Annotated in this window: 28 protein-coding genes; 10 read left to right on the forward strand and 18 right to left on the reverse strand. The window is 52.6% G+C overall.

Annotated features, from left to right (window positions below):
* Nucleotides 1-151 precede the first annotated feature (151 nt).
* On the reverse strand, nt 152-1,201 hold the full coding sequence (locus RB298_RS27670) for a 2,3-butanediol dehydrogenase (protein ID WP_036659887.1): 1,050 nt from the start codon (nt 1,199-1,201) through the stop codon (nt 152-154).
* Between the two features lie 316 nt (nt 1,202-1,517).
* Between RB298_RS27670 and RB298_RS27675 the strand changes: the two genes are divergently transcribed.
* Nucleotides 1,518-2,546 (forward strand): LacI family DNA-binding transcriptional regulator, encoded by a 1,029-nt coding sequence (locus RB298_RS27675; RefSeq protein ID WP_096776369.1) that lies wholly within the window; start codon nt 1,518-1,520, stop codon nt 2,544-2,546.
* A gap of 74 nt (nt 2,547-2,620) precedes the next feature.
* On the opposite strand, the gene RB298_RS27680 is transcribed toward RB298_RS27675, so the two are convergent.
* The 14 genes from RB298_RS27680 to RB298_RS27745 all read right to left on the reverse strand — a co-directional run bounded on the left by RB298_RS27680 (nt 2,621) and on the right by RB298_RS27745 (nt 15,550).
* Entirely contained in the window at nt 2,621-3,139 is a 519-nt protein-coding gene (locus tag RB298_RS27680; protein ID WP_277746766.1) for a DinB family protein, read from the reverse strand.
* 260 nt (nt 3,140-3,399) lie between these two features.
* Nucleotides 3,400-4,248, reverse strand: a complete 849-nt coding sequence (locus tag RB298_RS27685) for an AraC family transcriptional regulator (protein WP_486049626.1) — start codon at nt 4,246-4,248, stop codon at nt 3,400-3,402.
* Nucleotides 4,249-4,456: 208 nt separating this feature from the next.
* Entirely contained in the window at nt 4,457-5,353 is an 897-nt protein-coding gene (locus RB298_RS27690) for a phytanoyl-CoA dioxygenase family protein (protein ID WP_096776372.1), read from the reverse strand.
* A gap of 159 nt (nt 5,354-5,512) precedes the next feature.
* Complete coding sequence (locus RB298_RS27695) at nt 5,513-6,292, reverse strand: helix-turn-helix domain-containing protein (protein WP_096776373.1); 780 nt, start codon at nt 6,290-6,292, stop codon at nt 5,513-5,515.
* Between the two features lie 138 nt (nt 6,293-6,430).
* A complete protein-coding gene (locus RB298_RS27700) occupies nt 6,431-7,273 on the reverse strand; it encodes a sulfurtransferase (RefSeq protein ID WP_486049590.1) in 843 nt (280 codons plus the stop codon).
* A 34-nt stretch (nt 7,274-7,307) separates the two neighbouring features.
* Nucleotides 7,308-8,081: an ABC transporter ATP-binding protein gene (locus tag RB298_RS27705; protein WP_192570793.1), complete on the reverse strand. Its 774-nt coding sequence runs from the start codon at nt 8,079-8,081 to the stop codon at nt 7,308-7,310.
* Between the two features lie 21 nt (nt 8,082-8,102).
* On the reverse strand, nt 8,103-9,119 hold the full coding sequence (locus RB298_RS27710) for an ABC transporter substrate-binding protein (protein WP_096776376.1): 1,017 nt from the start codon (nt 9,117-9,119) through the stop codon (nt 8,103-8,105).
* Nucleotides 9,120-9,160: 41 nt separating this feature from the next.
* A complete protein-coding gene (locus RB298_RS27715; protein WP_096776377.1) occupies nt 9,161-9,937 on the reverse strand; it encodes an ABC transporter permease in 777 nt (258 codons plus the stop codon).
* A gap of 5 nt (nt 9,938-9,942) precedes the next feature.
* Nucleotides 9,943-11,283, reverse strand: a complete 1,341-nt coding sequence (locus tag RB298_RS27720) for an LLM class flavin-dependent oxidoreductase (protein ID WP_096776378.1) — start codon at nt 11,281-11,283, stop codon at nt 9,943-9,945.
* 45 nt (nt 11,284-11,328) lie between these two features.
* Nucleotides 11,329-12,342, reverse strand: coding sequence for an aldo/keto reductase (locus tag RB298_RS27725; protein WP_277746768.1), 1,014 nt, complete (start codon nt 12,340-12,342; stop codon nt 11,329-11,331).
* Between the two features lie 256 nt (nt 12,343-12,598).
* The gene (locus tag RB298_RS27730) at nt 12,599-13,921 is read right to left on the reverse strand and encodes an LLM class flavin-dependent oxidoreductase (protein WP_096776380.1); all 1,323 of its coding nucleotides are present in this window, start codon (nt 13,919-13,921) and stop codon (nt 12,599-12,601) included.
* Between the two features lie 26 nt (nt 13,922-13,947).
* On the reverse strand, nt 13,948-14,520 hold the full coding sequence (locus tag RB298_RS27735) for a DUF4825 domain-containing protein (RefSeq protein WP_096776381.1): 573 nt from the start codon (nt 14,518-14,520) through the stop codon (nt 13,948-13,950).
* Nucleotides 14,517-15,197 (reverse strand): permease prefix domain 1-containing protein, encoded by a 681-nt coding sequence (locus RB298_RS27740; protein WP_096776382.1) that lies wholly within the window; start codon nt 15,195-15,197, stop codon nt 14,517-14,519. Before RB298_RS27740 ends, RB298_RS27735 begins: the two co-directional genes overlap by 4 nt.
* A gap of 2 nt (nt 15,198-15,199) precedes the next feature.
* Nucleotides 15,200-15,550, reverse strand: a complete 351-nt coding sequence (locus RB298_RS27745; protein ID WP_090909122.1) for a PadR family transcriptional regulator — start codon at nt 15,548-15,550, stop codon at nt 15,200-15,202.
* A 234-nt stretch (nt 15,551-15,784) separates the two neighbouring features.
* On the opposite strand from RB298_RS27745, the gene RB298_RS27750 reads away from it, so the two are divergent.
* The 6 genes from RB298_RS27750 to RB298_RS27775 all read left to right on the forward strand — a co-directional run bounded on the left by RB298_RS27750 (nt 15,785) and on the right by RB298_RS27775 (nt 20,878).
* A complete protein-coding gene (locus RB298_RS27750) occupies nt 15,785-16,312 on the forward strand; it encodes a DUF2062 domain-containing protein (RefSeq protein WP_009595805.1) in 528 nt (175 codons plus the stop codon).
* Between the two features lie 205 nt (nt 16,313-16,517).
* Nucleotides 16,518-17,978: a spore germination protein gene (locus RB298_RS27755; RefSeq protein WP_096776383.1), complete on the forward strand. Its 1,461-nt coding sequence runs from the start codon at nt 16,518-16,520 to the stop codon at nt 17,976-17,978.
* On the forward strand, nt 17,978-19,144 hold the full coding sequence (locus RB298_RS27760; protein ID WP_096776384.1) for a Ger(x)C family spore germination protein: 1,167 nt from the start codon (nt 17,978-17,980) through the stop codon (nt 19,142-19,144). The genes RB298_RS27755 and RB298_RS27760 overlap by 1 nt, the downstream gene beginning before the upstream one ends.
* A gap of 11 nt (nt 19,145-19,155) precedes the next feature.
* On the forward strand, nt 19,156-19,359 hold the full coding sequence (locus RB298_RS27765; RefSeq protein ID WP_096776385.1) for a hypothetical protein: 204 nt from the start codon (nt 19,156-19,158) through the stop codon (nt 19,357-19,359).
* Between the two features lie 33 nt (nt 19,360-19,392).
* Nucleotides 19,393-20,508, forward strand: a complete 1,116-nt coding sequence (locus tag RB298_RS27770; RefSeq protein ID WP_096776386.1) for a GerAB/ArcD/ProY family transporter — start codon at nt 19,393-19,395, stop codon at nt 20,506-20,508.
* Between the two features lie 286 nt (nt 20,509-20,794).
* Nucleotides 20,795-20,878 (forward strand): putative holin-like toxin, encoded by an 84-nt coding sequence (locus tag RB298_RS27775; protein WP_223260591.1) that lies wholly within the window; start codon nt 20,795-20,797, stop codon nt 20,876-20,878.
* 167 nt (nt 20,879-21,045) lie between these two features.
* On the opposite strand, the gene RB298_RS27780 is transcribed toward RB298_RS27775, so the two are convergent.
* Nucleotides 21,046-21,906 (reverse strand): DUF421 domain-containing protein, encoded by an 861-nt coding sequence (locus RB298_RS27780; protein ID WP_096776387.1) that lies wholly within the window; start codon nt 21,904-21,906, stop codon nt 21,046-21,048.
* Between the two features lie 161 nt (nt 21,907-22,067).
* Here RB298_RS27780 and RB298_RS27785 point away from each other — a divergent pair, with 161 nt between their 5' ends.
* The 3 genes from RB298_RS27785 to RB298_RS27795 all read left to right on the forward strand — a co-directional run bounded on the left by RB298_RS27785 (nt 22,068) and on the right by RB298_RS27795 (nt 24,132).
* Entirely contained in the window at nt 22,068-22,274 is a 207-nt protein-coding gene (locus RB298_RS27785; protein WP_009595791.1) for a DUF1657 domain-containing protein, read from the forward strand.
* 158 nt (nt 22,275-22,432) lie between these two features.
* On the forward strand, nt 22,433-23,395 hold the full coding sequence (locus RB298_RS27790; protein ID WP_486049596.1) for a sugar kinase: 963 nt from the start codon (nt 22,433-22,435) through the stop codon (nt 23,393-23,395).
* A 65-nt stretch (nt 23,396-23,460) separates the two neighbouring features.
* Nucleotides 23,461-24,132, forward strand: a complete 672-nt coding sequence (locus tag RB298_RS27795; RefSeq protein WP_096776389.1) for a bifunctional 2-keto-4-hydroxyglutarate aldolase/2-keto-3-deoxy-6-phosphogluconate aldolase — start codon at nt 23,461-23,463, stop codon at nt 24,130-24,132.
* 106 nt (nt 24,133-24,238) lie between these two features.
* Here RB298_RS27795 and RB298_RS27800 read toward each other — a convergent pair whose 3' ends face one another.
* Both RB298_RS27800 and RB298_RS27805 read right to left on the reverse strand, forming a co-directional pair.
* Nucleotides 24,239-24,841, reverse strand: a complete 603-nt coding sequence (locus RB298_RS27800; protein WP_036659917.1) for a YitT family protein — start codon at nt 24,839-24,841, stop codon at nt 24,239-24,241.
* Nucleotides 24,842-24,953: 112 nt separating this feature from the next.
* Entirely contained in the window at nt 24,954-25,808 is an 855-nt protein-coding gene (locus tag RB298_RS27805) for an MBL fold metallo-hydrolase (protein ID WP_096776390.1), read from the reverse strand.
* Nucleotides 25,809-26,010: the final 202 nt, after the last annotated feature.

Below are 26,010 nucleotides of genomic sequence, written 5' to 3' on the forward strand. Positions count from 1 at the left end.
AATACTCTCTGAGTATATCAGATTTGGTTATATATGTAATCTCATGGAATCCATGGAATGCAATTGACTAGTTTGATATCTTATTGGCATAAACATCCAAAGAAAAAAAGACCGCGTTACGCGGTCTTTCATAAGCCATGCAGCTTCGATATTAGTGAGCGCTCACCAGGATCTTCACTTGGTTCTTCTCTTTAAGCAGGGCTTCAAAGCCCCGGTCGATAACCTCATCCAGTTTGATCCGCTGGGTGACCAGCTTATCCGCCGGGAAGAAGCCTTTTTCCATCAGGCTGATCACAGCCGGGAATACGTCGCGATAGCCGATGATTCCGGTAATGTTACGTTCCTTCATCACGATGTCATTCGGCACGATCGGAGCGGAGGTTTCGAAGATGCTGACAATCATAATCTGTCCGCCGATCTTCGTCGAGTTGATCGCTTGGGTGAGAACCGGCGGAACTCCGGTCACCTCGAATGCCACATCGACTCCGGCACCGGTACGGCGATGAAGCTCTTCTACCACATCGCAGGCCTTCGGATCAATGACGATTGCCCCCAATTCCTCGGCCTTCTGTTTGCGTTCCGGGGACAGCTCCACGGCGTAAATCTCGGATGCTCCCGCCGCCTTCAATGCTTCGATGACAAGCAGGCCGATCGGCCCGGCACCGAATACGACCGCCCGATCCCCAGCCTTCAGCTGGCTTTGGCGCACGGCGTACAGCGCGACTGCCGAAGGTTCCACCAGAGCTCCCTGTTCATAAGAAACGCTGTCCGGGATTTTATGAACCATGTGCTCATCCGCAGCGACATATTCGGAGAAACCGCCGCCGCCGCCGGCGAGCCCGAGAAAGCCCATTTTGTCGCACAGATTGTATTTCCCTTGTCTGCAAGCTTCGCATGATCCGCATGCAAAGACAGGCTCTACAACCACGCGGTCGCCAGCCTTGAATTTCGTAACGCCTTCGCCAACCTCTACAACCTGGCCGGAAAACTCATGTCCCATAACCACCGGAGCCTGTTCTCCGGTAAGGGCGTGAGGCGTATTCTCAGGTATAAATATAGGCCCGGCCACGTATTCGTGCAGATCACTGCCACAAATCCCGCACCACTCGACCTTGATTTTCACTTTTCCGTTCGTAGCTTGCGGCTCTGCGATCGTCTCCAAACGCAGGTCCTTTACTCCATGCCAGCGCAATGCTTGCATCGTCTTCATCTCCTTATAGGTTCGAAAAAATAAAAATGAAATAGGAAACGTTTCCGAAATCAAATATGTCACAGTTTTGACAATCTGTCAAACCCGTTCCACGAAAATGTATGAAATGTCATGGACAACTGCAGACTGCCGTTCCCCTGCCTTTGCCATGGAAATGCAGCATCGCTTGCTTGTTCCAGTTGTTCCCCTGCGAATCCCGTGATGGAGAGACGAGCTTAATGTTATAATATAGTTAATGGCTTCAATCCCATCTTGTATTCGCACATACACAGGAAACGTTTCCGATATAGAGAGGAATTTATCGAATATGGTGAACCCCAGAAAAGTAACGATCGAAGATGTCGCCAAACAAGCGGGCGTCGGTATCGCAACCGTGTCCCGAGCCATCAACGACAGCAAGGGCATCAGCCCGAAAACGAAAGCGCGGATCATGCAGGTGATCGAGGAAATCGGCTTCAGTCCGGATACCTCCGCTCAAAGCCTGAAGGTCCGCCAGACGAATCAAATCGCTCTCGCCGTGCCCGACATCCGGAATGCGATCATCCCGGAAATCGCCTGGTCGGTCGAACAGACCGCCAAACAGCACGGCTATCGGGTCGTTCAGATCAATACGGCCGGGAACGCACGGAACGAGCTGGAAATCGTGAGGGATATCAAAAAACTGCACGTGGACGGCCTGATTATCATGCCGCTGGCCTATCCCAAAACGCTTGGCGACCTCATTAACAAATCGAGCCTCCCCGTCTCCATCATTAATTACGGAAAACAACTGGGTGAAGAGTATAGAGCCGATATCGTCGGCCTCGCGCGCCAGGAGGGCAGGCTTGTCATGGAGCATCTGCTGAAAATCGGGCGGAGCCGAATCGCCTATGCCGGTGCGCCCAAGGATAAAATCGAAGAGCGCTATTGGGCTTATGAACAGTCGCTGCAGAAAGTCGATCCGTCGCTTGTCTATTTCGGGGAGGACTTCTCGTTTGAGACAGGGGTTCGCGCGGCGGACTATTTCTATGGCCTGAGGCATATGCCGGACGCCATCTACGCGGTTAACGATATGGTTGCCATCGGCATCGTCAACCGTTTTAAGGAACTGAAGGTTCGGGTTCCCGACGATGTGGCGGTCGTCGGCATCGATAACAACGCATGGACCACCGTCACGACGCCTCAGATCAGTTCGGTGTCCATCATGGGCGATGAAGTGGCCCGGCTTGCGACGGAATTGCTGCTGAAGCGGCTTCGCGAGCAAAAGACCGGGCAATTCGAGCGCGTGCAATTCGAGCCGAGGCTTATTGTCAGGGAATCGAGCGTGTCCGTGATCCGAACCGCAACAATCGACTAAGCGTGATTCGGACCCGTAAAGAAGAGCCCGGAACGCGATGTTCCGGGCTCTTTCCCATTATGAATCATGAACGCCTAATGGCTTATCGTATACAAATAATAGCCATAGTCGGTAGGCGTGCCGGGATGTCCGATTTGCCGGAGCATGGCGGTTACGTTCCCCCGATGATAGGTCCCGTGATTGACCATATGCTGAATATAATCCAGGCAGCTGGCTCTAAAAGCTCCGGACGGATAGATGGTGTGCAGATTCTCGTGCTGTTCGATAAACAACCGGAAGCGTGCAGCCAGATCGTCCATTAACCGGCCCAATTCTTCGATTCGTTTGCCTTCCGTTTCCGCAACCAGCCGAGCAATCGAATCCTTCAGACTCTCCAAGTACGCAGGCGACATCTCCGTGACTCCGCCCGCGTTAAAGAACGACAGCCAGCCGGAATCAATGACATAGATGTGCACCATCGTGTCATAAATGGATGGAAAGACGCTGACAATCTCCTTGCGGTATACCTCTTCCGAAAGCCCCTGCAAATATTCGCAAACCTTCCGGTTTGCCCATACGTGGTAATCATGCTGCTGTAAGATCCATGTTTTCAAATCGTTGTTCCCCTTTTCATAGGCGGGGAAGCACGCAGTTTAAGGGCAATTATGCGCTAATCCCCATATTAGTTTGCCCGTGTACGATTGTTGTTTTCATCTCGAACGCCTCCTGAAATTTACCTAATCCCATTCTAGCATATATGCGGCCAAATAAGCGTGAATCATCGTATGGTTCTAGTTCCAACAAAAAAAGACCGCGACAGGTTCCATGCAACTCCCTGTCACAGCCTTGTGCGGCATGCCTGTTTTGCGTTCACCTAGGTCGGAACCGGCGCATACTGCAGCCGATACGAAGTAGGCGATATGCGATAATACTTAGCGAATGCTCTCGAAAACGTGTGGAGATTGGAATATCCCAGCGAGAACGCCACCTCCGTCACGGACACGTCGGTTTCGGTCAGCAGAACCGCTGCCCGCTCCATCCGCAGCTTCATCAAATAATGGCTCGGACTGATGCCATGCACCCGAATGAATTCGCAGTAGAGATGCGTCCGGTGCACGCCGGCTTGATGGACCACATCCGTCACCGTGATCCCTTCCATGTAGTGGGAATCCATGTAATGCACGCTTTGTTCGAGCCAATTCGGTTTCGTTTCTCTTTTGGCCGGGGCGGCAGCCAAAAGTTCAAACAGCTGATACAACCGCTTCTGCCGTCCAAACTCGTGACCGATGGTATCGTCATCCAAGCACCCGTAAATTTGATCCAGCACCGCCTGCAGCCCGCCCTTCATCACGTTATGCAGAAAGGGCGTGGAGGGGTGCAGCCCGATTCGGGTCAATGCGCTCTCCGCTGCTTCTCCGTCCAAGACGATCCACTGCATGCGCAGCTTCGGTTCGGGATCGCCGTTCGGTTCCCAATAACTGTACCTCGTATGAGGAAACAGGCAAAAGGCATCCCCTGCCGACAACGTAACTACCTTATCCCCGAATGCCAGCGAGATTTTCCCGTTCAGGACAAAATGCAGCGCATAGTTCTCGGATATTTTGGGGCCGACGCTGTAGTTGGGTCTGGCCAAACTCCGGCCTGCACGGAGAATCCAGATTCCGCCCTTTCTTTCCATGTCCGAAGGTATGCCATACTTCATATTGGCATGCTCGAAGACCATCTCCTTCACATGAAATCCCTCCCGCCTCAAATAAAATGCTTCCTGCCAAATGCAACATGCGGAGCATGATACGCCTGCCTTCACCGCATAAAAATAACAAAGAGGCACGGCTTCATGGCCATGCCTCCAGTGATCTGGTCGACGAGCTTTGTGTTCTTTTTTTGCGATGTACTCTACTTGCAAATCTGAGCTTAAGCCATTAGAACTCTTATACTCCCCATTCCTTGCGGGCTTCGGCTACGGACTTCTGCGGTGTGCGTCCCCAAGCATAATGACCTTTGGGTTTGCGGCCGATCCATCGCTCATCCACCGGTTCGGATGCAAGCTGATAACGGGTATCCGCGCTGATTCGGTAACGGTTGGTGCTGTTGTTCAGCGAGGTGTGCATCATATACATTCCGAATATAATGGCGTCGCCGGCTTCAAAGGCGGTCGTCGCCCATTGCCCGCCGTAACGGTCCACAATCTCGACGGGATCCTCGGAGAACCAGCCCGTGGCAACATTGTCACGATCAACGTCCATTTCACCGTAGGTCATCTTGATTTTCGTAAAATGCTGGGACCCGAGACACATCGCCAACGTTCCCATTTCAAGAGGGATATCCCCAAACGGCGTCCACATAGTGTACAAATCCTTCGTGCCTCTACCCATATACACAACATCGTAATGAGCGCCGGTATTGCCTCCGCGAGCGACGGCGCGCGGCCACTTGTAGTCGTATGTCATCGCGGCTCCGCCCAGCAATCGTCCAAAGAAGTCCAGCACCACTGGCGAATTGACAACGTCCAAAAACTGGGGGAAATCCGGCTGTAATTCTTCGGTACTGCCGCCCCACATTCCGCCCTTGTTCTCCGATCCGATGATCCCGTCTTCGACAAGGGCATGGGGATCCAGTCTGCCCATGGCCCCGAGTTTATTCAAGAACTCCATTCTTGCGTTCAAGACCTGTTCCCGCTTATGGAAACCGCGAATCAGGAGATATCCTTCCTCCCGCAGCCGGTTTCGCAGCGCGACCGTATCCTCCAGCATGTCATTGCAGTCTCTTAATTCCGTGAGGTATTTACCTCCCCACTCCAGTTCCCGTTGTCCGATGGTCACCTTCATAACAAACCTCCCTTTCTGTCCGTCAGGATAACCTGAAGCGAAACATCCACGCTTCAAGTATCCTTATCCTATTGGATCTGAAAGAGGAAGTCGTTACCGAAAACCGAACCAAATTTACGCAAAACCCGTCTGCATCCGCGGTAGGCTATCGTAAGCGCGTTAGTGATGATATAGGCGCTGTCGGTTTCTCCACTCCGATGGGGGGCAGCCCTCCATTTTTTTGAACCAGAGCGAGAACGAGTGAAGCTGGGAGAAGCCAACCGATTCGGCAAGCGACTGGAGGTCTTTATCGGAGGAGCTTAAGAGCCACTTCGCTTCCGCAAGCCGGCATTGCTGCTGGTACTGCTTCGGGGTCATGCCGTATATTTTGGCGAACTGCTTGCGGAAGCCATCCTCGGACAGCCCCGCCATTTCCGCCAGGGTAGAGACATGCATTGGATCCCGGATATGCTGACGGATGTAGTCGCCGATGAACGAGATGGACAGCGCCTGATGATCGGAATAGGCGTGTTCGTTAAGAAACAATAAAAGCAGCTCCACCCAAACCGCATAATTCCGAATCGGGTCTTTCAACGGAGCAGAACGGATTCTCAGCCATTCGCGGAACAAGCGTTCATAACGGTCCCGATCCAGACGGGACAGGGCGATGATACGAGTGCCGCCATCCTGAATAAGCCTGTCGAACAGCTCCTTCACCTCAGACGGAATGCGGTCTGCCAAAAGGACGCCGAAGCGTATAGGAGACAACGCGTGGAACGAATGGGGAACCTCGGACGGAATGAGAACCACGTTCCCGGATTCCACTCTCGCTTCCCTGCCGTGCGCGCAAAAGCGGCCGCTACCTTCCATTATCAACGTAATCTCAAGTTCCTGGTGGCTTCTTAAGCCGTCATCTTCCCAATGTTCATCATGCGCGCCAATAAAACTTTTACATTCCATCAAGGTTGTTAATCCCCCTTGCCGCATGTCGATTTCGAACGGTTATGATTTCAACTATACCGTCGATAAACCTTACGTCAAGTCGGGATAACCTGCGAGAAGCACCTTAACTTGCTGCAGTCTCAGCATGATCCATGATCAATCTTCACCTGCGGCAATCTCATGGTCCTTGTAGCTGATCCAATCGCTCCAGCTGCCTGCGTACAGCTTCACCTTGCGGTACCCGGCTTCCCGCAAAGCCAGCACGTTCGGGCAAGCCGACAACCCAGATCCGCAATATACAATCACTTCATCATCGAAGGACAACCCGGCAAAACGCTCCCGCTGCCGCTCGGCTCCCTTTAGCGTCCCGTCTTCATCGATCCCGTCCTTCCAATAGGCATGCGCCGCTCCCGGAATATGTCCGGCCACTGGATCCTGTGGTGCCGTTTCTCCCGTGAACTGCTTCCAATCCCTTGAATCGAGCAGGGTCACGCCGGTTATGCCGATCTTTGCCCTCACCTCATTCACATCAGCCAGCCATTCCTCCCGCACGTTCGGCTGGAATACGCGCGGAGCCGCCTCGCTTCTTTTCGAGGTGAGCGGATATCCGGCCGACTTCCAGCCGGCGAATCCTCCATCCAATATATATGCCGAACCGTGGCCCAGGTATTTCAAAATCCACCATAACCGCGCACCTTCCGGGCGAAGGTCATCGTCATAGACAACGACGGGCGTACTCGCATCGATCCCGAGCTTGCCGAGCCTCCGGGCCAGCTCCTCCGTATGCGGCAAGGGGCTCCGGCCGCCGTGCTCGCCTGGAGAATCCGTCAAATCCTTTTTCAAATCAACGAATACGGCACCGGGCACATGCTCGCGCTGATAAACCTCGTAGCCGTAATTCGCATCGCCCGGGCTGAATCGGACGTCCGCAACGACAAGCTGACCCGGATTCGACTGCAGCTGTTCCAGCACCCATTCCTTGCTTACGATATTTGACATAGGCTCCTCGTCCCTTCTGATATCAAGCTGCCGTTTAAATCGTAAATTCCAAATCCTCTTCCGTCTTGACGTCATAAATCGCAGCGTAGATGTCGTTCTGAATCTTCAGGAGGCTGGCATCCTCCCGCTTGCGCGGACGCTCATGGGGAACGTCGAAAATATGGTGAATGCGCCCGGGGCGCGGGGACAGCAGGACGACCCGGTCTGCGAGAAAGACGGCTTCGGATACGTCATGGGTCACAAACACCACCGTTTTCTGCTCCTCCTGCCATATGCGGAGAAGATCCTGCTGAAGCTGAAGCCGGGTAAGATGGTCCACCGCGCCGAACGGCTCGTCCATCAGGAGGATGCTCGGACTGCTCACGAGCGCTCTTGCGATCCCTGCTCGCTGCCGCATGCCACCCGATAAATGATGTGGATATTTCGAGCCGAATCCCTCCAAGCCGACCATGCTCAGATATTTGTCCACGAGCGTTTGCCGCTCCGCTTTTTTCATGCCGGCAAGCTCCAGCCCAAGGCCGACGTTCTGCGAAATGGTGCGCCACGGGTACAGGGATGCATCCTGGAATACGACCCCAGAGCTCCGCGTAGGCCCCTGAACCTTCTTGCCATCCAGCAAAATGTCGCCCTCCGTCGGAAGCTGCAATCCCGCCAGCAGCTCCAGCAGCGTGCTTTTTCCGCAGCCGCTCGGCCCGAGGATGCACAGAAATTCGCCGTCCCTCACCTGCAGGTTTATATTTTGAAGCGAGATTGTTGGAAGATCGCCGCCATAGACCTTCGAGACATTTTCAACCGTAAAGCCGGACATAGGAACGCCTCCTGCCATACTTTATTTTTTCGGAATAAACCTGAGGTCCAGAATATCCTCCACCTTGTAGATCTCATCCTGGAAGCCCAGCTCCTTCTGAATCTGCTGGGTATCATTCAACGCGTTGATGTCCACGTCCGGATTGTTCTCCCACAGCACCTCTTCGCGCTTCAGCGCCAGATCCAGCACCTCGGGATCGATCTCGATGTTGTTCAGATAGTAAGCCTTAAACTCGTCCGGATGGCTCTTCGCATACTCCTGCGATTTGAAGTAAGCTCGCAGCAGCTTCTCGACCAATTCCGGTTTCTCTTCCAGAATACCGTCGCGGGCCGCCAGCACCCCGGTGTGGAAGGTCGGCAGGTAATCCCAGCCTGTAGCGATGATATGGCCCTTTCCCTGCTTTTCAGCCAGAGAAGCGAACGGTTCATGAATGATGGTGGCGTCGACCTGTCCGGTTTCCAGACTCGCGTAAGCCGCCTGATGCGTGCTGTTGGCAATGAAGGTCACATCGTCCGGACTCAATCCGTGCTCCTTCAGGATGACCTGCGTATATACCTCCAGGCCGCTGCCGAACACGGCGATGCCCACCTTCTTGCCCTTCAGGTCTTCCACCTTCTGGATCTCCGGCGAGGCGATCAGGTAGAACGGCCCCTTGGTCCGGAACATGGAGGAGACGATTTTAACGGGAGCGCCCTTGCCCGCAGCCACGATCGCCGTCGTCGTGGCCACGTCGACCACGTCAATGTCCTTGCTGGTCAGACCGGCTATCGGGTCCTTGGTGGTGATAAATTCGACGTCGAGTCCTTCCTCCTCGAAGAAACCCTTCTCCGCCCCGAAGGACACCGCCAGTCCGCTGACCCCGCTAAGCGGCGCATACCGGATCTTCTCCAGCTTGGCGCCTGCCGCGCTCTCTCCGTCCCCGGCGGACGGTGCCGCTTCCTTCCCGTTATCTTGACCGCTTGCGCAGCCGGCCGTCATGGCGATCAGCCATAGCGCCGCAAGTGCTATTAGGTATGGACGTATTCCTCTTCTGTTCATATGGTTCTCTCCCCCTGGTAGTGGTGCTTTTGCCCGATGGTCTATGATGATTTCCATTTCAAAAAAACGCTGCGTTCCAACAAATCGATCAATGAAATGATAAGTACGGATACGACGGTAACCAGCGCTACAATGGCAAAAGCCTGCGCGGTATTGTACAGCGATGTCGCCTTCACGAGAATATTGCCAAGGCCATCCTTCGACGCCAGCATCTCCCCGAACAGCGCCCCGACCAGTCCGGTAGCGGCCGAAATTCGGAGAGCGGCAAAAATGGTGGGCGCAGCCGATGGCAATATCACCTTCATGATGGTCTGATAGCGCGTCGCCTCGAATACTTTGGCGACCTTCAGATGGTTGTCCGCCGTCTGTTTGATTCCGGTCATCGTATTGACCGTGATCGTAAAGAAACAAAACAGGAACACAATCGATATTTTATGCGTGATCCCGATCCCGAGCCAGAGCGCCAGCAGCGGAACGATCGTCACCTTCGGAATCGCCATCAGCGCCGAAAGGTACGGCCGGAAGAACCGCTCCGCCCATGGGATCAGCACCAGAGCCATGCCGACGGCGAGCCCGCCAATGGCCGCAATGCCGTAGCCCGCAACGAACTCGGCCAATGTGACGTACAGGTGCTTCCAGATCTCCCCGTCACCGAACAGCTTGAACAGTTCGCGGAATACTTGGGAAGGCGCAGGCAGATACAAGCTGCTGACGGTCTCCGTGCGAACCAGAACCTCGCAGATCCCCAGTATGACCAGCAGCAATGCCCCCTGACCTGCCCAGATGCCGGGGAATTTCTTGGCATTCCTCGTTCCCATCCGGCTCACCCCTTCGCAATCAGGTCATAACGGTTCCTTGGGCGGCTCAGTCCCAAATGCTCCCGGAAGGTGCTGCCTTCATACTCGGTGCGGAACAAGCCTCTGCGCTGAAGCTCCGGCACAACCAGCTCCAGGAACAGATCCAGACCGCCAGGCATATAGGGAGGGCAAACATTGAACCCGTCGGCCGCTTCATCCCGGAACCACTCTTCGATGATATCCGCTACCTGCTGCGCGCTGCCGACCACGAGCAGATGCCCGCGGACCGTGACGGTGAAGAAATAGAACAGGTCCCTGATCGTAATATCCTCGCGTCCGTTCGCCCCTCTGGCCAAGTCGGCCCAGTGCAGCGCGGCTTCCGAAGCGGATAGGTCAGGCAGCGGATCCTCCAGCGAATATCCCCTCAGGTCGATTCCGATCTTATCCGAAAGGGGACCCAGATCGAAATCGGTCACCACCAGTTCGTTCAGCTCCGCATATTTGGCCCGTGCTTCTTCCTCCGTCCGGCCCACGATCGGAACCAGCCCGGGAAGGACCTTCAAATCCGAAGCTTCCCTTCCATACGCCGGCAGGCGCTCTTTCACTTCCTTGTAAAATTTCACGGCGACTTCTTTGACGTTCGTTCCGGTGAAGACCATGTCGGAGTATTGGGCCGCCAGCATTTGGCTGCGCAGGGAGGTTCCTGCCGTGATCAGCGGAAGCTGTCCCTGTATCGGACGCAGAATGTTCAGCGGCCCGGCGACGGAGAAGTGCTCGCCGACATGGTCCAGGGCATGCACCTTGCTGCCGTCGGCGAACACGCCGCTTGCCTTGTCCCGCGGAAGGGAGTCATCCTCCCAGGTGTCCCACAGCCCGCTGACGATTTCGATGAATTCCTCGGCATAGTCGTACCGCTTGGCGTTATCCCAATGCTTCTCCCGGCTGAAATTCAGCGCAGCCCGCGTATCGGAGCCTGTCACGACATTCCATGAGGCCCGGCCCCGGCTGAGATGATCCAGCGATGCCGTGAAGCGTGCGATGTTGTAAGGCTCGGCATAGGTGGTGTTCACCGTGCCGATCAAACCGATTTTATCCGTTGCCGCTGCCAGATAGGACAGCATGGTGAACGGCTCCAGCCGCGTCATTTGGGAAGGGAATAAATGCTGCATATCCGCGCTCGTGGCCAATCGGTCCCCCAGGAAAAAGAAATCGAACTTGGCCTTTTCAAGCTTCTGGGCGACCTCCTTCAGGAACTGGGGATCGTAAGCCCCGTCCGTTTTGCCTTCGGGCAGCCTCCAGCCCGCGGGATGATAGCCCGTCCCGAATAAGAACAATCCAAGATGCAATTGACGACGTTTTGAACTCATGGTTGTGTCACCTTCCTGATCCATATTGGTTATGGTTGATCATGATCATGCCGAATAGGTACTGGCGTTATATCTGCTTGATCCGCGGAATTCCTCCGTCAAGCGGTCGATCTCCTGCAGTTCTTCCTCTGTCAGCCGTTCATCCGAATGCTTCAGCGTATCCGCGATGTGCTCAGGCTTCGATGCCCCGACAATGGCTGACGTGATGCCAGGGCGGCTGAGCACCCAATTCAGGGCGAACTGCGGAAGCGTCCATCCCCGCTGTTCGGCCAGCGGCCGGATCCCCTCCACGACGGAAAGCGCATGCCGCTGGTTCAGCAGCAATCGTAACCGCTGCTCGCCTGCAGCTAGGCGCGAGTCCGTTGGGGGAGCTTCGCCCGCCCGATATTTGCCGGACAATATGCCCCGGCCGAGCGGACTGTACACGATAACCCCGACCTGCTCGGACTGGGCAAAGGGAATCAGCTCGCGTTCAATCTCTCTAGTAATGAGACTGTATTCCGGCTGTACGCTTTCGAACCGGCGAAGGCCATGCAGCGCACTGATGCCGTGGGCTTTGGCGAGCTGCCAAGCCGCATAGTTCGAGCAGCCGATGTAACGCACTTTCCCCTGCCGTACAAGATCCGTAAGCGCATCAAGCGTCTCGTCCAGCGGGGTTAACTCATCAAACCGATGTACTTGATAAAGATCGATATAATCCGTTTGGAGCCGGGCAAGACTGTTCTCCAGCGCACGGTAAATATGATAGCGGCTTTGGCCCTGGTCATTGATGCCGGGTCCGATGCGATTATGCAGCTTGGTTGCCAGGAGAATGTCCTGTCTTCGCTCCTTCAGCAGCCTGCCCAGAATTTCTTCCGATTCCCCGAGCTGCTTGACGTTTCCGTTATCCATGCCCGTGCCGTAAACGTCAGCCGTATCGATCAGATTGATGCCGGAACCAAGCGCTTGATCCAATACGGCGGCCGAATCCCTCTCATCGATCCAGCGCCCGAAAGACATCGTCCCGAGGCTTACCTCCGACACTTGAACCCCGGTTCTGCCCAGTGTTCTATACTGCATAATGCCAACCCCTCACTTTGCTAGATTCATAAAAAAACAACCGGAGACACCCCTCGGATCATAACTTGATCCAAGGATGCATCTCCGGTCGTCCGGTAGAATGTGCATCAATCATATTAGCGTTATAATTGTCATGTAGCCCTTAGAATCGAACGTCTCGTTCATCTCCGTTGGTTAGGTAGATAAACAAAGCATCTAATTCTATCATTTCCGATATGTTAAGTTGGATTATAACACCGTCTAATTTTGTCGTCAATTATTTTTCATGTTGGGTTTGCGGCCGGATCAGCCCGAGGTGATCTCGTAGCGTCCTGCCCGCATATTCCTCGCGAAACAGCCCCCGCTGCTGAAGCAGCGGGACTACGCGCTCCACAAACTGTTCGAGCCCGCTCGGGAGCAGAGGAGCCATTATGTTGAATCCATCGCAGGCCAAGCTGCGGAACCAATCCTCCATCATATCGGCAACTTGCCGCGCAGTGCCAACCATCGTCATATGTCCCCTCGACACCGCGTAATGCCGGCCGAGCTCCAGAATGCTCATCCCTGACTTCGCGGCCATATCCATAATCATGATCGCCCGGCTGCTGTTTCCTTCCCGCGGCAAATCGGGCAGCGGGCCGTCTGCCGGATATCCCGTCAAATCCGCATTCAGCAGCTGGGACACATACTTCACCCCTGCCTCCGGCAGAATGAGCTCGCTGAATGTCCGGTGATATGCCATGGCTTCGGCTTCGCTGTCCCCAAGGAAAACCTGCAGTCCCGGCAGAACCTTTACCTCTTCCCTCTCCCGTCCATACTCCATGAGCAAGTCCTTAAACTCGCGGTAATACTTGATCGCATCCTCCCTACTCTCGCAGGCCGTGAACACGACATCAGCCGTTCGAGCCGCCAGCCTTCTTCCGGCAGCCGAGGTTCCCGCTTCAATGATGACAGGCCTCCCCTGCGGAGATCTCGGCATGTTCAAGGGCCCTTCCACCCAGAAGTACTCGCCTTCATGATGCGCCCGATGAATCCGTGCCGTATCGGCAAAGACCGCCTTTTGCCGATCCAATACAAGGGCATCGTCCTCCCAGCCGTCCCATAATCCGGTCACGACTCGTAGAAATTCCTCCGCCCTTTCATACCGTTTTTCGTGCTCCATTAATACCGCCGATCCAAAATTGCGTGCCTCCGCATCCTTCGTGGAGGTCACCACATTCCAGGCGGCCCTGCCGCCGCTGATATGATCCAGCGTAGACAGACGCCTGGCCAATCCGTACGGCTCGTTGAAGGTTGTAGATGCCGTTCCGGCTAATCCAATACGTTCCGTCACCCCGGCGAGGCCGCTCAGCATGGTGAGCGCTTCAGGCTGCAGAAAGCTGACATTCGTCCGTAAATCCTCGATCAACGGGATCGAGTTGTTGTCCGCAAGGAATACCATATCGAATTTTCCGCGTTCGGCTGCTTGGGCGCAGCGTTTATAGAAATCGTAGTCCATCGCCCCGACCCCTGCCGAATCGGCATGACGCCATGCAGCGATATGATGGCCGTAATTCATCAGAAAAGCGCCTAGGATGATTTGGCGTTGATCTGAACCCATCACGTTCACTCCCCTCCGGTTTAGCTCTATAGATTCTTGATCTCGATGAGATTATCTACGTATTCACTGACATACTTGTTATCGTGAAGACGGGCTTGAACTTCCTTCTCCCATGTCACGGCTTCCCTCAAGGACGCAAGACCCGTCCCGATGCCATACCATGCCTCCACCTCATCCCGACGGATGGTGAAGGACCGGTCTTCAAACTTGAAGATCAGTGTATCCAAATTATCAATCATGGCAAAATTCGCAGTGGAATTATAGACCAGCGTTTGCTTCAGCATGTCCTCTTTCAGATCGCCGACCCTGGACTTGAACCGAAGCTCGGCCGTCAATTCCTCCGGATACAGCTGAAATGTGCGCTCAATGTCACGCATGGGAAGCGAAGCATTCAAGTTGATCAGGTTCCCGGCATTGCCCATATATGGGCTGGCGAATTTCAGCGAATTCCGTATATCGTGTGTCAACGGATCATTTTGCTCCGCTTCATACTGAACCGCTTGTTCATGTGCCTTGGGCTTAATGTATCCCTCCAGCGCCACCATGCCCCCGATGCCGATAAGCAGCAGGACAACGATCAGCCAATTCTTTCTGCTCATGGTTCATTCACCTCAAGTTGAAACGTTAGTTTATAAGCTTTCTGTACCAGCAGCGGAATGATGACCGACGTCATCGGGATAACATACCGCATGACGGTCACGTAGAACGAATAAGGCCCATCGACCGACAGTTCTCGCCCAAACCATAAATCGCTGCCGTATTGAATCACGAAGGTATACATGGAGATAACCACGATAAATATCGACCACAGCCACCATGCCCACTTGCTCCATCGGTTCAATTTGCCTGCATTGATGACGGCTGTCTGCTTTTCATACCGTTTGAGATGCCGTGACATGGAAAGATACGCCGCACCGGTTAATGCAGCCAAACACAGGAGGAGCGTGTTCACCCATATCCCGTTTGGCAAAAACCGGGCCGGAATGGTAGCGATCCAGGCCAGCAAGGAATAAATAAGGGCGCTCTGAAGGAGGTCATGACGGAAACGGTAGCTGTAAATTTTCTGGTTGTCGTCAATCAGAGATTCGATGTCTTCCATATTTTCGATCGCCAGACTGATCGCCGACTGATATGCTATACCGTTCTCCATATAATCCGTGACCCGCGCCTCCAAATTGCTGAGAACCTCGTTCTTCAGATCGACAACTTCCTTGGTTTTGCGTTGATTCGCGAATAGGCGATCCACAAAAATCTCGAGGTCATGCCTGTTGGTCATTGCTACTTCAGCTCCTTTCCGTTTCCAATCAGAACATCGATAATCTCGCGTGCCGCCTTCCATTCTTCTTGGTTGCGCAGCAAACGCTTCATTCCCTCCTGGCTGAGATTGTAATATTTGCGTCTCCCGCCCTGGGTTTCTTCTCCCCAATAGGAGCGTATCAATCCCTGCTTCTCCAGCCTCCTCAGACTTGAATACAATGTAGGCTCCTTCAGTTCAAATCGATTCCCGCTTCGAATCGCGATCTCCTTAATGATCTGATAGCCGTAATTGTCTCCATCTGATAGCACATGCAAAATAAAGGTATCAATATTGCCGCGTATCAAGTCACTGTTATGTAAGGGTTCAATCAAATACCCGAACCTCCTAACGGATGGAATGGGTATAATATAACGCACATTACTATGCATGTCAAAGTAATATTACACGCATATATTCCATTACGCTCTTCTTTGGATTGACGGTTTGCGAGCGTCTACTATATAATTCTTGAAAGTTCTTCCTATTATAAATAGGATCCCATAGAATGCTGCGCAAGAGATCCCAGTATATCTATATCCCATCAGTACCCGCAGGAGGAAACGGTTTTGCTTCATAAATACATTCGACGTCTGAAATACTATATTCTCCGGACCCTTCGCATGCAAAATAGCGACCATCGGATCGCTCTCGGCTTTGCCGTCGGCTTCTTCCCTTGCTGGTATCCCACCTTTGGCATCGATCTGCTGCTGGCTCCGCTGCTGGCTCGCATGGTAAGGGGGAACATCCCCTCCGCCTTCCTTGCGGCGTCCGCAGGCTCCGTCTTGTGGCCGATCCTGTTCTATCTAAACTATAGAATCGGCGTGTTTGTGCACCTGTTCACTACGTTTCCGGCGACCTTCGAAATCGAAGATGCGCTCACGGTTCCCGTTCCGGAGACGGATTATATCGTTGAAACGGACCATTTCGGCAGGTTGGGCGACATGGGCGTTAACTTTCTCGTCGGCGCCTTGATCAACAGCGTTCTTTCTACGCTGATTCTTTACATTTTGCTGCGAATCATGCTCTCCGTCTACCGCAAACCCTTGCTCCACAAGATCAAAGAATCCATTCGCAGAGGAAAATCGAAGCCTTAGCCCGAAGCTCCCCCTGTAAAAGCGCCCGGAATTCTATTCCGGGCGCTTTTTTTTATACCGTTCAAACTCAAATGTCTCGGTCTATTCGTGATTTCCCCTTCAGCTCTGAGCCGTTATCTCTGGAAAATTCGGTATAAGTTGCTAAAAGTACGGCATTCTAAAGAGGATGCGCCTTACTATATACCGGCAAAGGAGGGAAGTTTCAATGAAATCGAAGGTACGGCCCGCGCTGCTCGATCCTGTTAAAATGCGGCTGGAACATTGCGAAGATGTCATCTACCAATCCTTGCGTCTCCATGGATCAACGTGTACCGTCATCTACATTGAGCCTATCGTGGATATCAGCACCCTGCATGAATACATCGTCAAACCGTTGATTAAGGAAGCCGCGAAGGTTCAGCATGATTTTCTTAATTTCATTGACCGCATGGATCGCGGAGACATGCTGTCGGTTCCGTTCGAGCGTTCTTCCTCGGCCGAGTATATTGCCGATATGATCGTTGAAGGCAGAGCCGTTGTGATTGTGGAACAATTGGCGGAGGCTTATTTGTTCGACATCGTCTTGTATCAGAAGCGGGCGGTTTCGGAATCTCAGAACGAGCTGGTCGTGAACGGACCGCAGGAAGCGTTTATCGAAGACATCGGAACAAATCTATCGCTGCTCCGGCACAAAATCAAACATACGGATCTCAAAACCGTGCGCTACCAGATCGGCGACTACTCCAAGACCGCCGTGTACATGGTGTATGTCGACGGTTTGTGCAAACCTGAAATCGTTGCTCAAGTGGACCGGCAGCTGAGCAGCATGTCCATCGACGGGACGTTTGGGATCAGCACCTTGTCCGAGCAAATGAAGGAAGGCGTAAAATCCCCCTTTCCTCAGTTTCAATACACGGAACGCCCCGATTCCGTTGCCGCGTCCCTACTTGAAGGCCGGGTTGGCATCATGCAGGACGGAACGCCGTCGGCGCTGATCGTGCCCGTCACCCTATTTTCCCTGCTGCAGTCGTCCGAGGATTATTATCACAGCTTCTTCTCCTCCAGTTGGATTCGGGTCGTCCGGTTCATGTTCGCGATTATTTCATTATTGATGCCTGCCCTGTATGTCGCTATCACAACTTTTCAGCCATCCATCATACCAACCGATTTGCTGATCACCTTAGCCGCATCGCGTGAAAACATACCGTTCTCCGCCTTAGCGGAGGCGCTGATCATGGAACTGACCTTTGAAGCGCTGCGGGAAGCCGGGACCCGTATCCCGAAGCCCGTCGGGCAGACGATATCCATCATCGGCGCCATTGTCATCGGACAGGCCGCGGTGGAAGCGGGGATCGTATCGAACCCCATGGTCATCGTGGTTTCGATAACGGGCATCGCTTCTTACATCATTCCGCACTTCGAGCTGGGGCTGGCGTTCCGCTTGCTGCGCTTTCCTATCCTCATACTTGGAGGAACGCTCGGTCTGATCGGCGTGTTTACGGCCGCCTTCCTGGTGTACGGACATATGGCTTCCCTGAAGTCGTTCAATACGCCGTACCTGCTGCCCGTTGCCCCTCTTGTCTTATCGGAATGGAAGGACACCTTCGTGCGGGCGCCGTCCATGCTGATGAAGAACAGGCCTAAAACCTATGCATCATCCAACAATTTAAGGAGACGAAAACGATAATGCTTCTACTCAAATGGTTGAAAATTCTGCTGCCATTATCGTTGTTGACCGGCTGTGGCTTCAACCTGACCAAGGTTGAGATCAACGAGCAAACCTTTGTATTTGCCATGTACGTGAATAAAAGCCAGAAAGACGGAAGCGTGGAAGTTACAATCAGCGCTCCCTTGCCGAACCGGCTAACATCCGGGCGGCAAGCAGGCGGGAAGGGCGGTGGAGATCCGTATGCCATGGTAACCAAATCCTCCACTACCGTGCAGGATGCCCTCCACTTGATCCAACGGGATCTGTCACGGCGCTTCGACTTCAGCCACACCAAGGTTGTTGTCGTAGGCAAGAGCTACGCAGAAGCCGGATTAGAGGAGCTGATGGATTTGCTCCAGCGAGAACCGACAACGAATATGAGTATTTACATCATGGTTGCGCCCGGAGACGCGAAAAAAGTCGCCGAGCTGACGCCGGTCTTTGAACAGATGCCTTCGGAGGTGCTCACTCGCTTTGCGGACCAGCACAACATGATCACTACAAACCTGAAGGATTGCCTCTATGCCGAATCGGCCAATCAAGGGTATGCCCTGACCTATTTGGCGGCCGGCATGAAGCCAATGGTTGCTGACCAGGAGAGACTGGAGCCGTGGACGGGAATTCAAGGCACGGCGCTGTTTCATCAACATAAGCTGGTAGCCACCCTTCCGATGGAAGAGTCGCTTGCCGTCAGTTGGGGAGTGAACGAATTAAAAGCCCCCCTGTATACCGTTTCATGGGATGAAAAAGGAAAAGCCAGCGCTTTCCTGATTTCAACCCGCTCCAGCAAATCCGTACGCATGGTCTCGGGCCATCCGATATTCACCGTCAAGCTGAGCGGGACAGGAGATGTGGTGTACAAAAAAAATCATAAGCAATTGGATACCCTTCAGGCGAAAGAGCTTATTGAGCATGAGCTCAATGAACTCATTGCAGGTCACCTCAGAAAGGCCCTCCATACCTCGCAGCGGGTCGGTGCAGACGTCCTGCAGCTCGGAATGCTGGTCGACTGGAACTACCCCGATCATTGGCAGAAGGTTCGCTCCAACTGGTCCGACTATTACAAAAACGAAGTGGAGATTCAGGTGGTTACCGACATCAAGATTCGAAACTTCGGGGCCGTACTCAAAAGGAATCCGAAATAAGGAGGCATGCCATGCTGGCTCTTGTGTTCCTCGTATACGCCTTGACGGAATGGTACTTCGCGAAGAAAAAGGTAAGGTCTCCCCGTGAAAAATGGACCATGCTCATTCTGATCCTTGCCTTTTCCGTCTGGAATGTTATCGCCTTGTACACTCACGAGTGGCTCACCCCCAACCATCTGATCATGCTGCTGTTCGGCTGGCTGGATGGGCTGTAACATCTAAAAAAACGAAAGGAGGTACAAACCCGCATGCGCAATACGCCTTGGCAGCTGTTCCGCTTCGGATTTGTCTATCTTAATGCCATACCTACGGGATTTCTGATCAGTCCCCTCTTGTGGAATTCGGCCTATTTGGGATGGGCCGCGATTCTGGGCGGTTATGCGATCAGCCTGATCTTCCTCTGGTTTATGCTGAAGGTCGGACAGTGGGATCCACGGAAACCCTGGATCGAATTCGGCAGCGCCCTGGTCAGCAAATGGATCCACTTTCCGATTGTCGCTTTGGTATTCTTCTGGTCAATCAATTACATAGGAATGGATATCGAAGGTTTCACATTATTCTTCGATACCAATTATATGCGGGAGTCCCCACAATGGTTCGTCCTCCTGATTGTGGGCCTTGTCGTGATGGTTACGGCTAGATGGGGCATGGAGACGATGATTTATATTTCCGACGGGCTGTTTCTCGTCATCGTCATTGCCATTGTGTCCATGAATATGTTTTTCTTTAAGGAAGCGCATTTCGATATGATGATTGCGATGGTCAGGCATCACAATTATGGTTCTGCGCTCATGGACAGCTTGTTCTGCCTTTCATTCTTCGCGGAATGGCTCGTGTTCCTCTTTCTGGCTCCCTATATCCAATTCAATAAAAAATCCTTTCGCAACCTTGCAACGGCGGGACTATTGGTCACGGTAGCCGTGATGCTCCAATGGGCTTCGGCCCTGCTGAATTTCGGACCCTATTTGGGGCGCGAGCTGCAGTATCCGCTCGTCGAACTAATGCGTGCAGCCAGCGGGTTCCTTGGCAATTCCGATCCGCTGATCATTGGGTTATGGAGCAGCTCGATGTTCTTTCACAGCGCCTTCCTCATCCACGTGAGCACTAGGTGTCTGGCGAAGCTCCTAAACCTGAAGCAGATGGACGGTCCGCTGATTGCGATCATCGGAGGAACGGCAATGGTGATTGCATACCAATACTCGCAAAATCCGATTCTCTTTCTCCAGGACTTCAATTCCTTCGGGATGGCGATGTTCTTTGTTCTTATGGAGTTAATCCCGATTTTCTATTGGGTCGCTTCCCTTTTCCGTAAACGCAAGCGTAGGCCAAAACCAAGACCAAAGCCTGATCATAAACCCGCTTGAGAGTCTTGAACTTGTAATGAACCGCCTTCCATCCTGTTCGTCTTTCGAAATTCAGCATGAAAAAGAGCGGCCGTCAGCCGCTCCCCTCTTACGGATCAACATGGTTAAGGAGAAATTTTCTCGGAAAGTATGATAAACCTCCGATGTTTATGCTTTCTGATCTCGTCAAAAAACCAACATTTTATGTAAGCGCTTCCTACAAAAAGGTTCTTTTATTGTAAGCAATTGGCATATTATATAGTACAGTAGACCAGCTAAGCAAGGGTGGCAGCAGGAGGTGATCGGCATGGGCGTGAATGAAGCTTTGGCTTTAATGATTTCGTTCGCCACTCTGGTCGTTTCGATCCTTGCCTTCCATAATAAGAAATAGACCCGTCCTGGAACAGATGAATCTATTTCTTACGTCTGGTTGCAAGCAAATATCCACCTTGCGGGCGAAGATCTGCTGTACGAGGAGTCGGCGGCAACCGGCTCCTTTTGTGATACACAAAAATATCCTATTCCGGTTTTTGCGGATTTATGACTCGGCGACATCCATTACGTCTTCAGAATCGCCTGTACATCGGCTAAAATTTTCTCCATAAGTTTGGAGCTCTCCTCATACATTTTCTTGGCTTTCTTACTTTTCGTGCTGAGACTGAACAATTCCAAATCCGCCTGGCATTTCTTTAAATTTGCATACAAGAGCTTCCGTTCCTCGTTTTGGGGCACCTGGATCTGATCGTTATACAAATCGACGGTTAATTGTCCATAGGTATCGACTTGAGCAAGGTATACGTCCTTGATCCTGGCGCCCTGCTTGTCCAGCTCTTCCACCAGCCATCCATGATTGAAGCCCGAAACGCGCAGCGGTTCATCCATGACCTCGCCATCCATGATCACTACCTGCCCAGGTTTTTCCGGCGCTACCTGTATGCCTAGATCCTTGGGAGTCAAAGGCAAACTTTCACGCTTCTGCAGGACATTGATCTCACCGCTGGATTCCATGATGGCAAACTCCACGTCGGCGACCTGAAACACGTCTTTTTTGCGGAGCTGCTGCATCAGCTCGTCTGTCGACAGCCTTTCCTTCTTTAAATTATCTTCTAATATCTTGCCGCCTTGAATGAGCACGGTTGATTTAAAATCGATAAAATCCCTTGCCTTTTTGCTCTTGATTTGCAGGAATTCGATGAGAAGCGAGCAGGCAACCCAGACGCCCAGAGCCACGAGCCCTAAATACCAGTTTGCTTCCAGATCCAAGGATATATAGGCAGCTATGCTACCGATCGTGATCCCTGTTAAATATTCAAAAAAAGATAGCTGCGTCACCTGGCGCTTGCCAAGCACTTTCGTCATCAGGAACAGCACGACCACGGCACATACGGTTCTAAGTACGATTTCCAACCATTGAGGCACAACAACGACCTTCCTTTCGATGTAATGACATAGCAATCACTATATAGATTATTGTCAAATATCCTAATTGAAATCACACCATTATTTTCCTTGCCATGCTTCATGCATGTTCTTCTCCAAAATGCGTACATTATTACGCATGAAAGGAGTGATAAAAACCAATGACCGTAGCTTCCGATGTGAAAACATGCCTCTCATCCTTAAAAAGCGCTCAGGCCAGCCTTGAGCAATTTGCGTTGTCTACGCAAGATCAAAATGCCAAGGATCTGTTCACTACCGCGGCACAACAAACGCAGCAAGTCGTAGACCAAGTAGCCCAGCGGGTTCAGCAGCTTGAACAGGAAGAGCCTCAGTATAAAGGTTTCTAAGCATTGTTTTTTTGCTTTCTCCTATGCTGAAAGCCCATGCATACCTCCTATCTTTCCCGGATAGGAGGTTATTTACATTGTGTTATTTTTTATTGAGTTATCATCACCATCAGGGTAAAGTGTTAATAACGGAGACTGTATATAAGGGGGTAAATTCTATGAATAATGGTATGCGTCCTATCGATGTCATCACGTTCGGCGAATCGATGGGATTATTATATCCCGAAGGCACACGGGGCATTGGCCAGGGAGGAACCATGGCCCAGTCCTTCGGCGGCGCCGAAAGCAACCTCGCCATCGGGCTTTCCAGGCTTGGCTGCAGCAGCGGATGGTTCGGCCAGCTCGGCAACGATCCGATCGGAACCGGCATTTTGAAAACGCTTCGAGGTGAAGGGGTCGATGTTTCCAGCGCCAGACAAACGGATGCTGCACCGACCGGTCTTATGCTGAGACAGAACGTTCGCGGTCAATCCTCCGTCTATTACTACCGCAAAGGCTCTGCCGCCAGCCAAATGACGCCGGACCATGTAGACTCCGAATACATAGCCAAGGCCCGCATCCTTCATTTCACGGGCATCACCGCCGCCTTAAGCAGCAACTGCCTGGAGACGATACGGCATGTCATTTCCGTATGCAAAACGCATGGCGTCCAGATCAGCTTTGATCCGAACCTCAGGCTGAAGCTGTGGAACATTGAGGAGGCTCGCCCCGTATTGCTGGAGCTTGCCGAAAGCTGTGATTATTTCCTCCCTGGCTATGATGAATGCAAGCTGTTGTTCGAAACGGAAGACGAGCAGATGATCCTGGACCGTCTGCGTCAGCTCCCCGGCATGTCCGTGATCAAGAGTTTCGACGGAAACAACGTTATTGTTCGGGAAACCGGGACCTACTCCCTTCCTTTTGAGCGCGTGGATAACGTAGTGGATACCGTTGGCGCGGGAGACGGCTTCTGCGCAGGCTTCCTGGCAGGCATCGCCAAAGGCTGGACACCGGAAGAGGCCTTGTCCCTAGGCGGATTAACCGGATCCCTGGTCATCCAAGCCCCAGGTGACTGGGAAGCGCTTCCGACCTGGGAGGAAGTTCAACAGCGGCGAGGAAATGCCGCCCATATCGAACGTTGACCCGCTATGATTGGATATCAAGCCATCATCTAATAGAATGCATAGATTAAGAAGGAGTGTATAACATGAAAAAATTGAAACTGATCGAACAGATCCATCAGGCTGGCGTTGTCGCGGTCCTGCGCGGCGATTCTCCCGATGAGGTTGTAGAGATTGCCAAACGCGCGATTGAAGGCGGGATCAAGGTCATCGAGGTGACCATGACCGTACCGTTCGCTACGGAAGCCATTACGACGTTATCCAAAATGTACTCTTCCAAAGACCCGCAAGCGGACAACTATGCCATCATCGGAGCCGGTACGGTTCTGGATGCAGAAACGGCCAGAATCACGATCCTGGCCGGTGCCGAGTTCGTGGTCTCCCCAGGGTTCGACCGCGATACGATTATGCTCTGCAACCGATATCGCATTCCGGTCATGCCGGGTGCCGTTACCGTCCATGATATCGTGGCCTCGCTTGAGCTTGGCGTCGATGTCGTTAAGCTCTTCCCGGGTAATCTGTACTCTCCGTCCGTCATACCTTCTCTGAAGGGCCCGCTGCCGCAGGCCAATATCATGCCGACCGGAGGCGTGAATCTGGACAATCTGCATGAATGGATCAAGGCCGGGGCATTCGCGGTCGGAATCGGGTCCGATCTGACCAAAGACGCGCTTAAGAGCGGAGACTTCAATTTGATTACGGAGAAGGCCCGTGCTTATATCCACGCCTTTAAGGAAGCTCAAACCTCCCATAAATAATCTTAATGCACATGCCGTAGTAGTTCATAGATGGCGTTCGCTGCATGTTCATCTTCATAAATAACAGACAAGCCTATCAAGTCGATCTTGATAGGCTTGTCTGTTATTAGATCCTTCTCTTTCCGAACCATCGTTTCTGTGTAATCATGCCCGTTGTAAAACCGCCTGCAACAATCGTCAGAATGGAGTACACAAAGGTGCTTCCCGAGAGCAGAACGCCTCCGAATCCGATGATGACGGCATCCATCAGCAAAATAATGACGCCTACATTCAATGGCAAATACCTTGCCAGAAAATGAGCCAACAGATCCGTTCCGCCCGTGCTTGCATCATTCCTCAGCATCAATCCTAGCCCGGCCCCGATCAACGCACCGCCTATGGGCGCGCTGATAATCACATGGGGAGCAAAAAAACGCAAAAAATCCGTTTGCAACGGGGAGAGCAAATCGATGACAAACGAAGATATCAGCATGCCTGACAGACTATTGTAAAAGATTTCGCGATTTAACATCCAGGCGGCGATAAACATGGGGATGCTGCACAAAATGATTACGAATCCGATATGTAGGTCAAACACGTAGTTGGCGATCAGAGCAATCCCGATAACTCCGCCATCCAGAACTTTATGCGGGACAAGAAAAAAATTGGTCCCCATCGCGATCAGAAAGCTTCCGATCACGATAATGACATGTTTTCGAAATGACAGCATATCCCACATCTCCATTTATAAAGGCATGTCTTATTCATATGCTTGTCATTTCGAAAAATTGCGAACTCGCTGTCCCGCATTTGAAAAAAAATTCCATCGGAATGTCTATCGCTTATTCGGCTTTTACATAAAGCAAACGCTCGGTGCGCGCCATCACTTTGGTTTTCATATACGGATGATTCTCATAGCAATAATCCACGAAGTACCCCGGCTTCTCTCCATTCCATGGAAAAATATCGTAATGCATCGGAATGGTCAAATCGAATGCCGACGCTGCGGCAAGTTCTGCGGCTTCCCGGAAGCCCATGTTCCCGACGATGCCGTCCTTCCGGCGGAAGGCATCTCCCCCATTGATCGGCACCATCCCGATATCAATGGAGTGCGCCTGCAGCCTTTCCACCAATCCGGGATAGACTACGGTATCTCCCGCATGGTAGATCAACACGCCCTGGATGTCCACCAGGTAACCGACAAATCGGTGTCCAAACTCTTCATGCTCATCCAAGGTCTCGTGGGCAGCCGGAATCGCCATCAGACGAAAGCCATCAAACTGCTGCCATTCATCGCATACGGCCGCAAACAGCCGCTCCGGCGCCACGCCGGCACCGCGCATCGCTTCATGGCAGCATGCCGGCGCAACAAACGCTGTTTCCGGATTCTGTTTGGCGATGACCGCAATCGTTCCGAGATCCATATGATCATCGTGCTCATGGGTGATCAGGACCATGTTTGCATTCGTAATATGCTCCGGCTGCAGCGGAGCCGGAAACGCGCGCTGAAATCCCGCTTTGCGTTCCAGGTCGGCTGACATATAAGGGTCGATATAGATGACGACCTCCCCGCCCTTCAGGACAACGCTCTCCTGACCCAAAAACCAAACGGCCGCCATCCCATCGGTTGTAGACGTCCGGTTGATTTCATCGATCAGCTGCTCCGGCCCCCGGCTGCTGCTGTTCTGTTCTCTCATCTCTGTCCTCTCTCCTTCCTGTTCCTAACATGACTCGATTATACCATGACGTACCCAGTAGAAATCCGGATGTTCATAGATTCTGTTCCCCAAGAGAATCGCGGATCCTCCGTTGATTCCCGCTCGGCACACCATTCCTAAGCGTTCTCATATCAGAAAATCAGGGCCTGCCGTCATAAGAAAAAACGGGTCGAAGGTAAGT

The organism is Priestia sp. BR_2 (assembly GCF_041954005.1).
In the GTDB taxonomy this organism is placed as follows: Bacteria; Bacillota; Bacilli; order Paenibacillales; family Paenibacillaceae; genus Paenibacillus_AQ; species Paenibacillus_AQ lautus_A.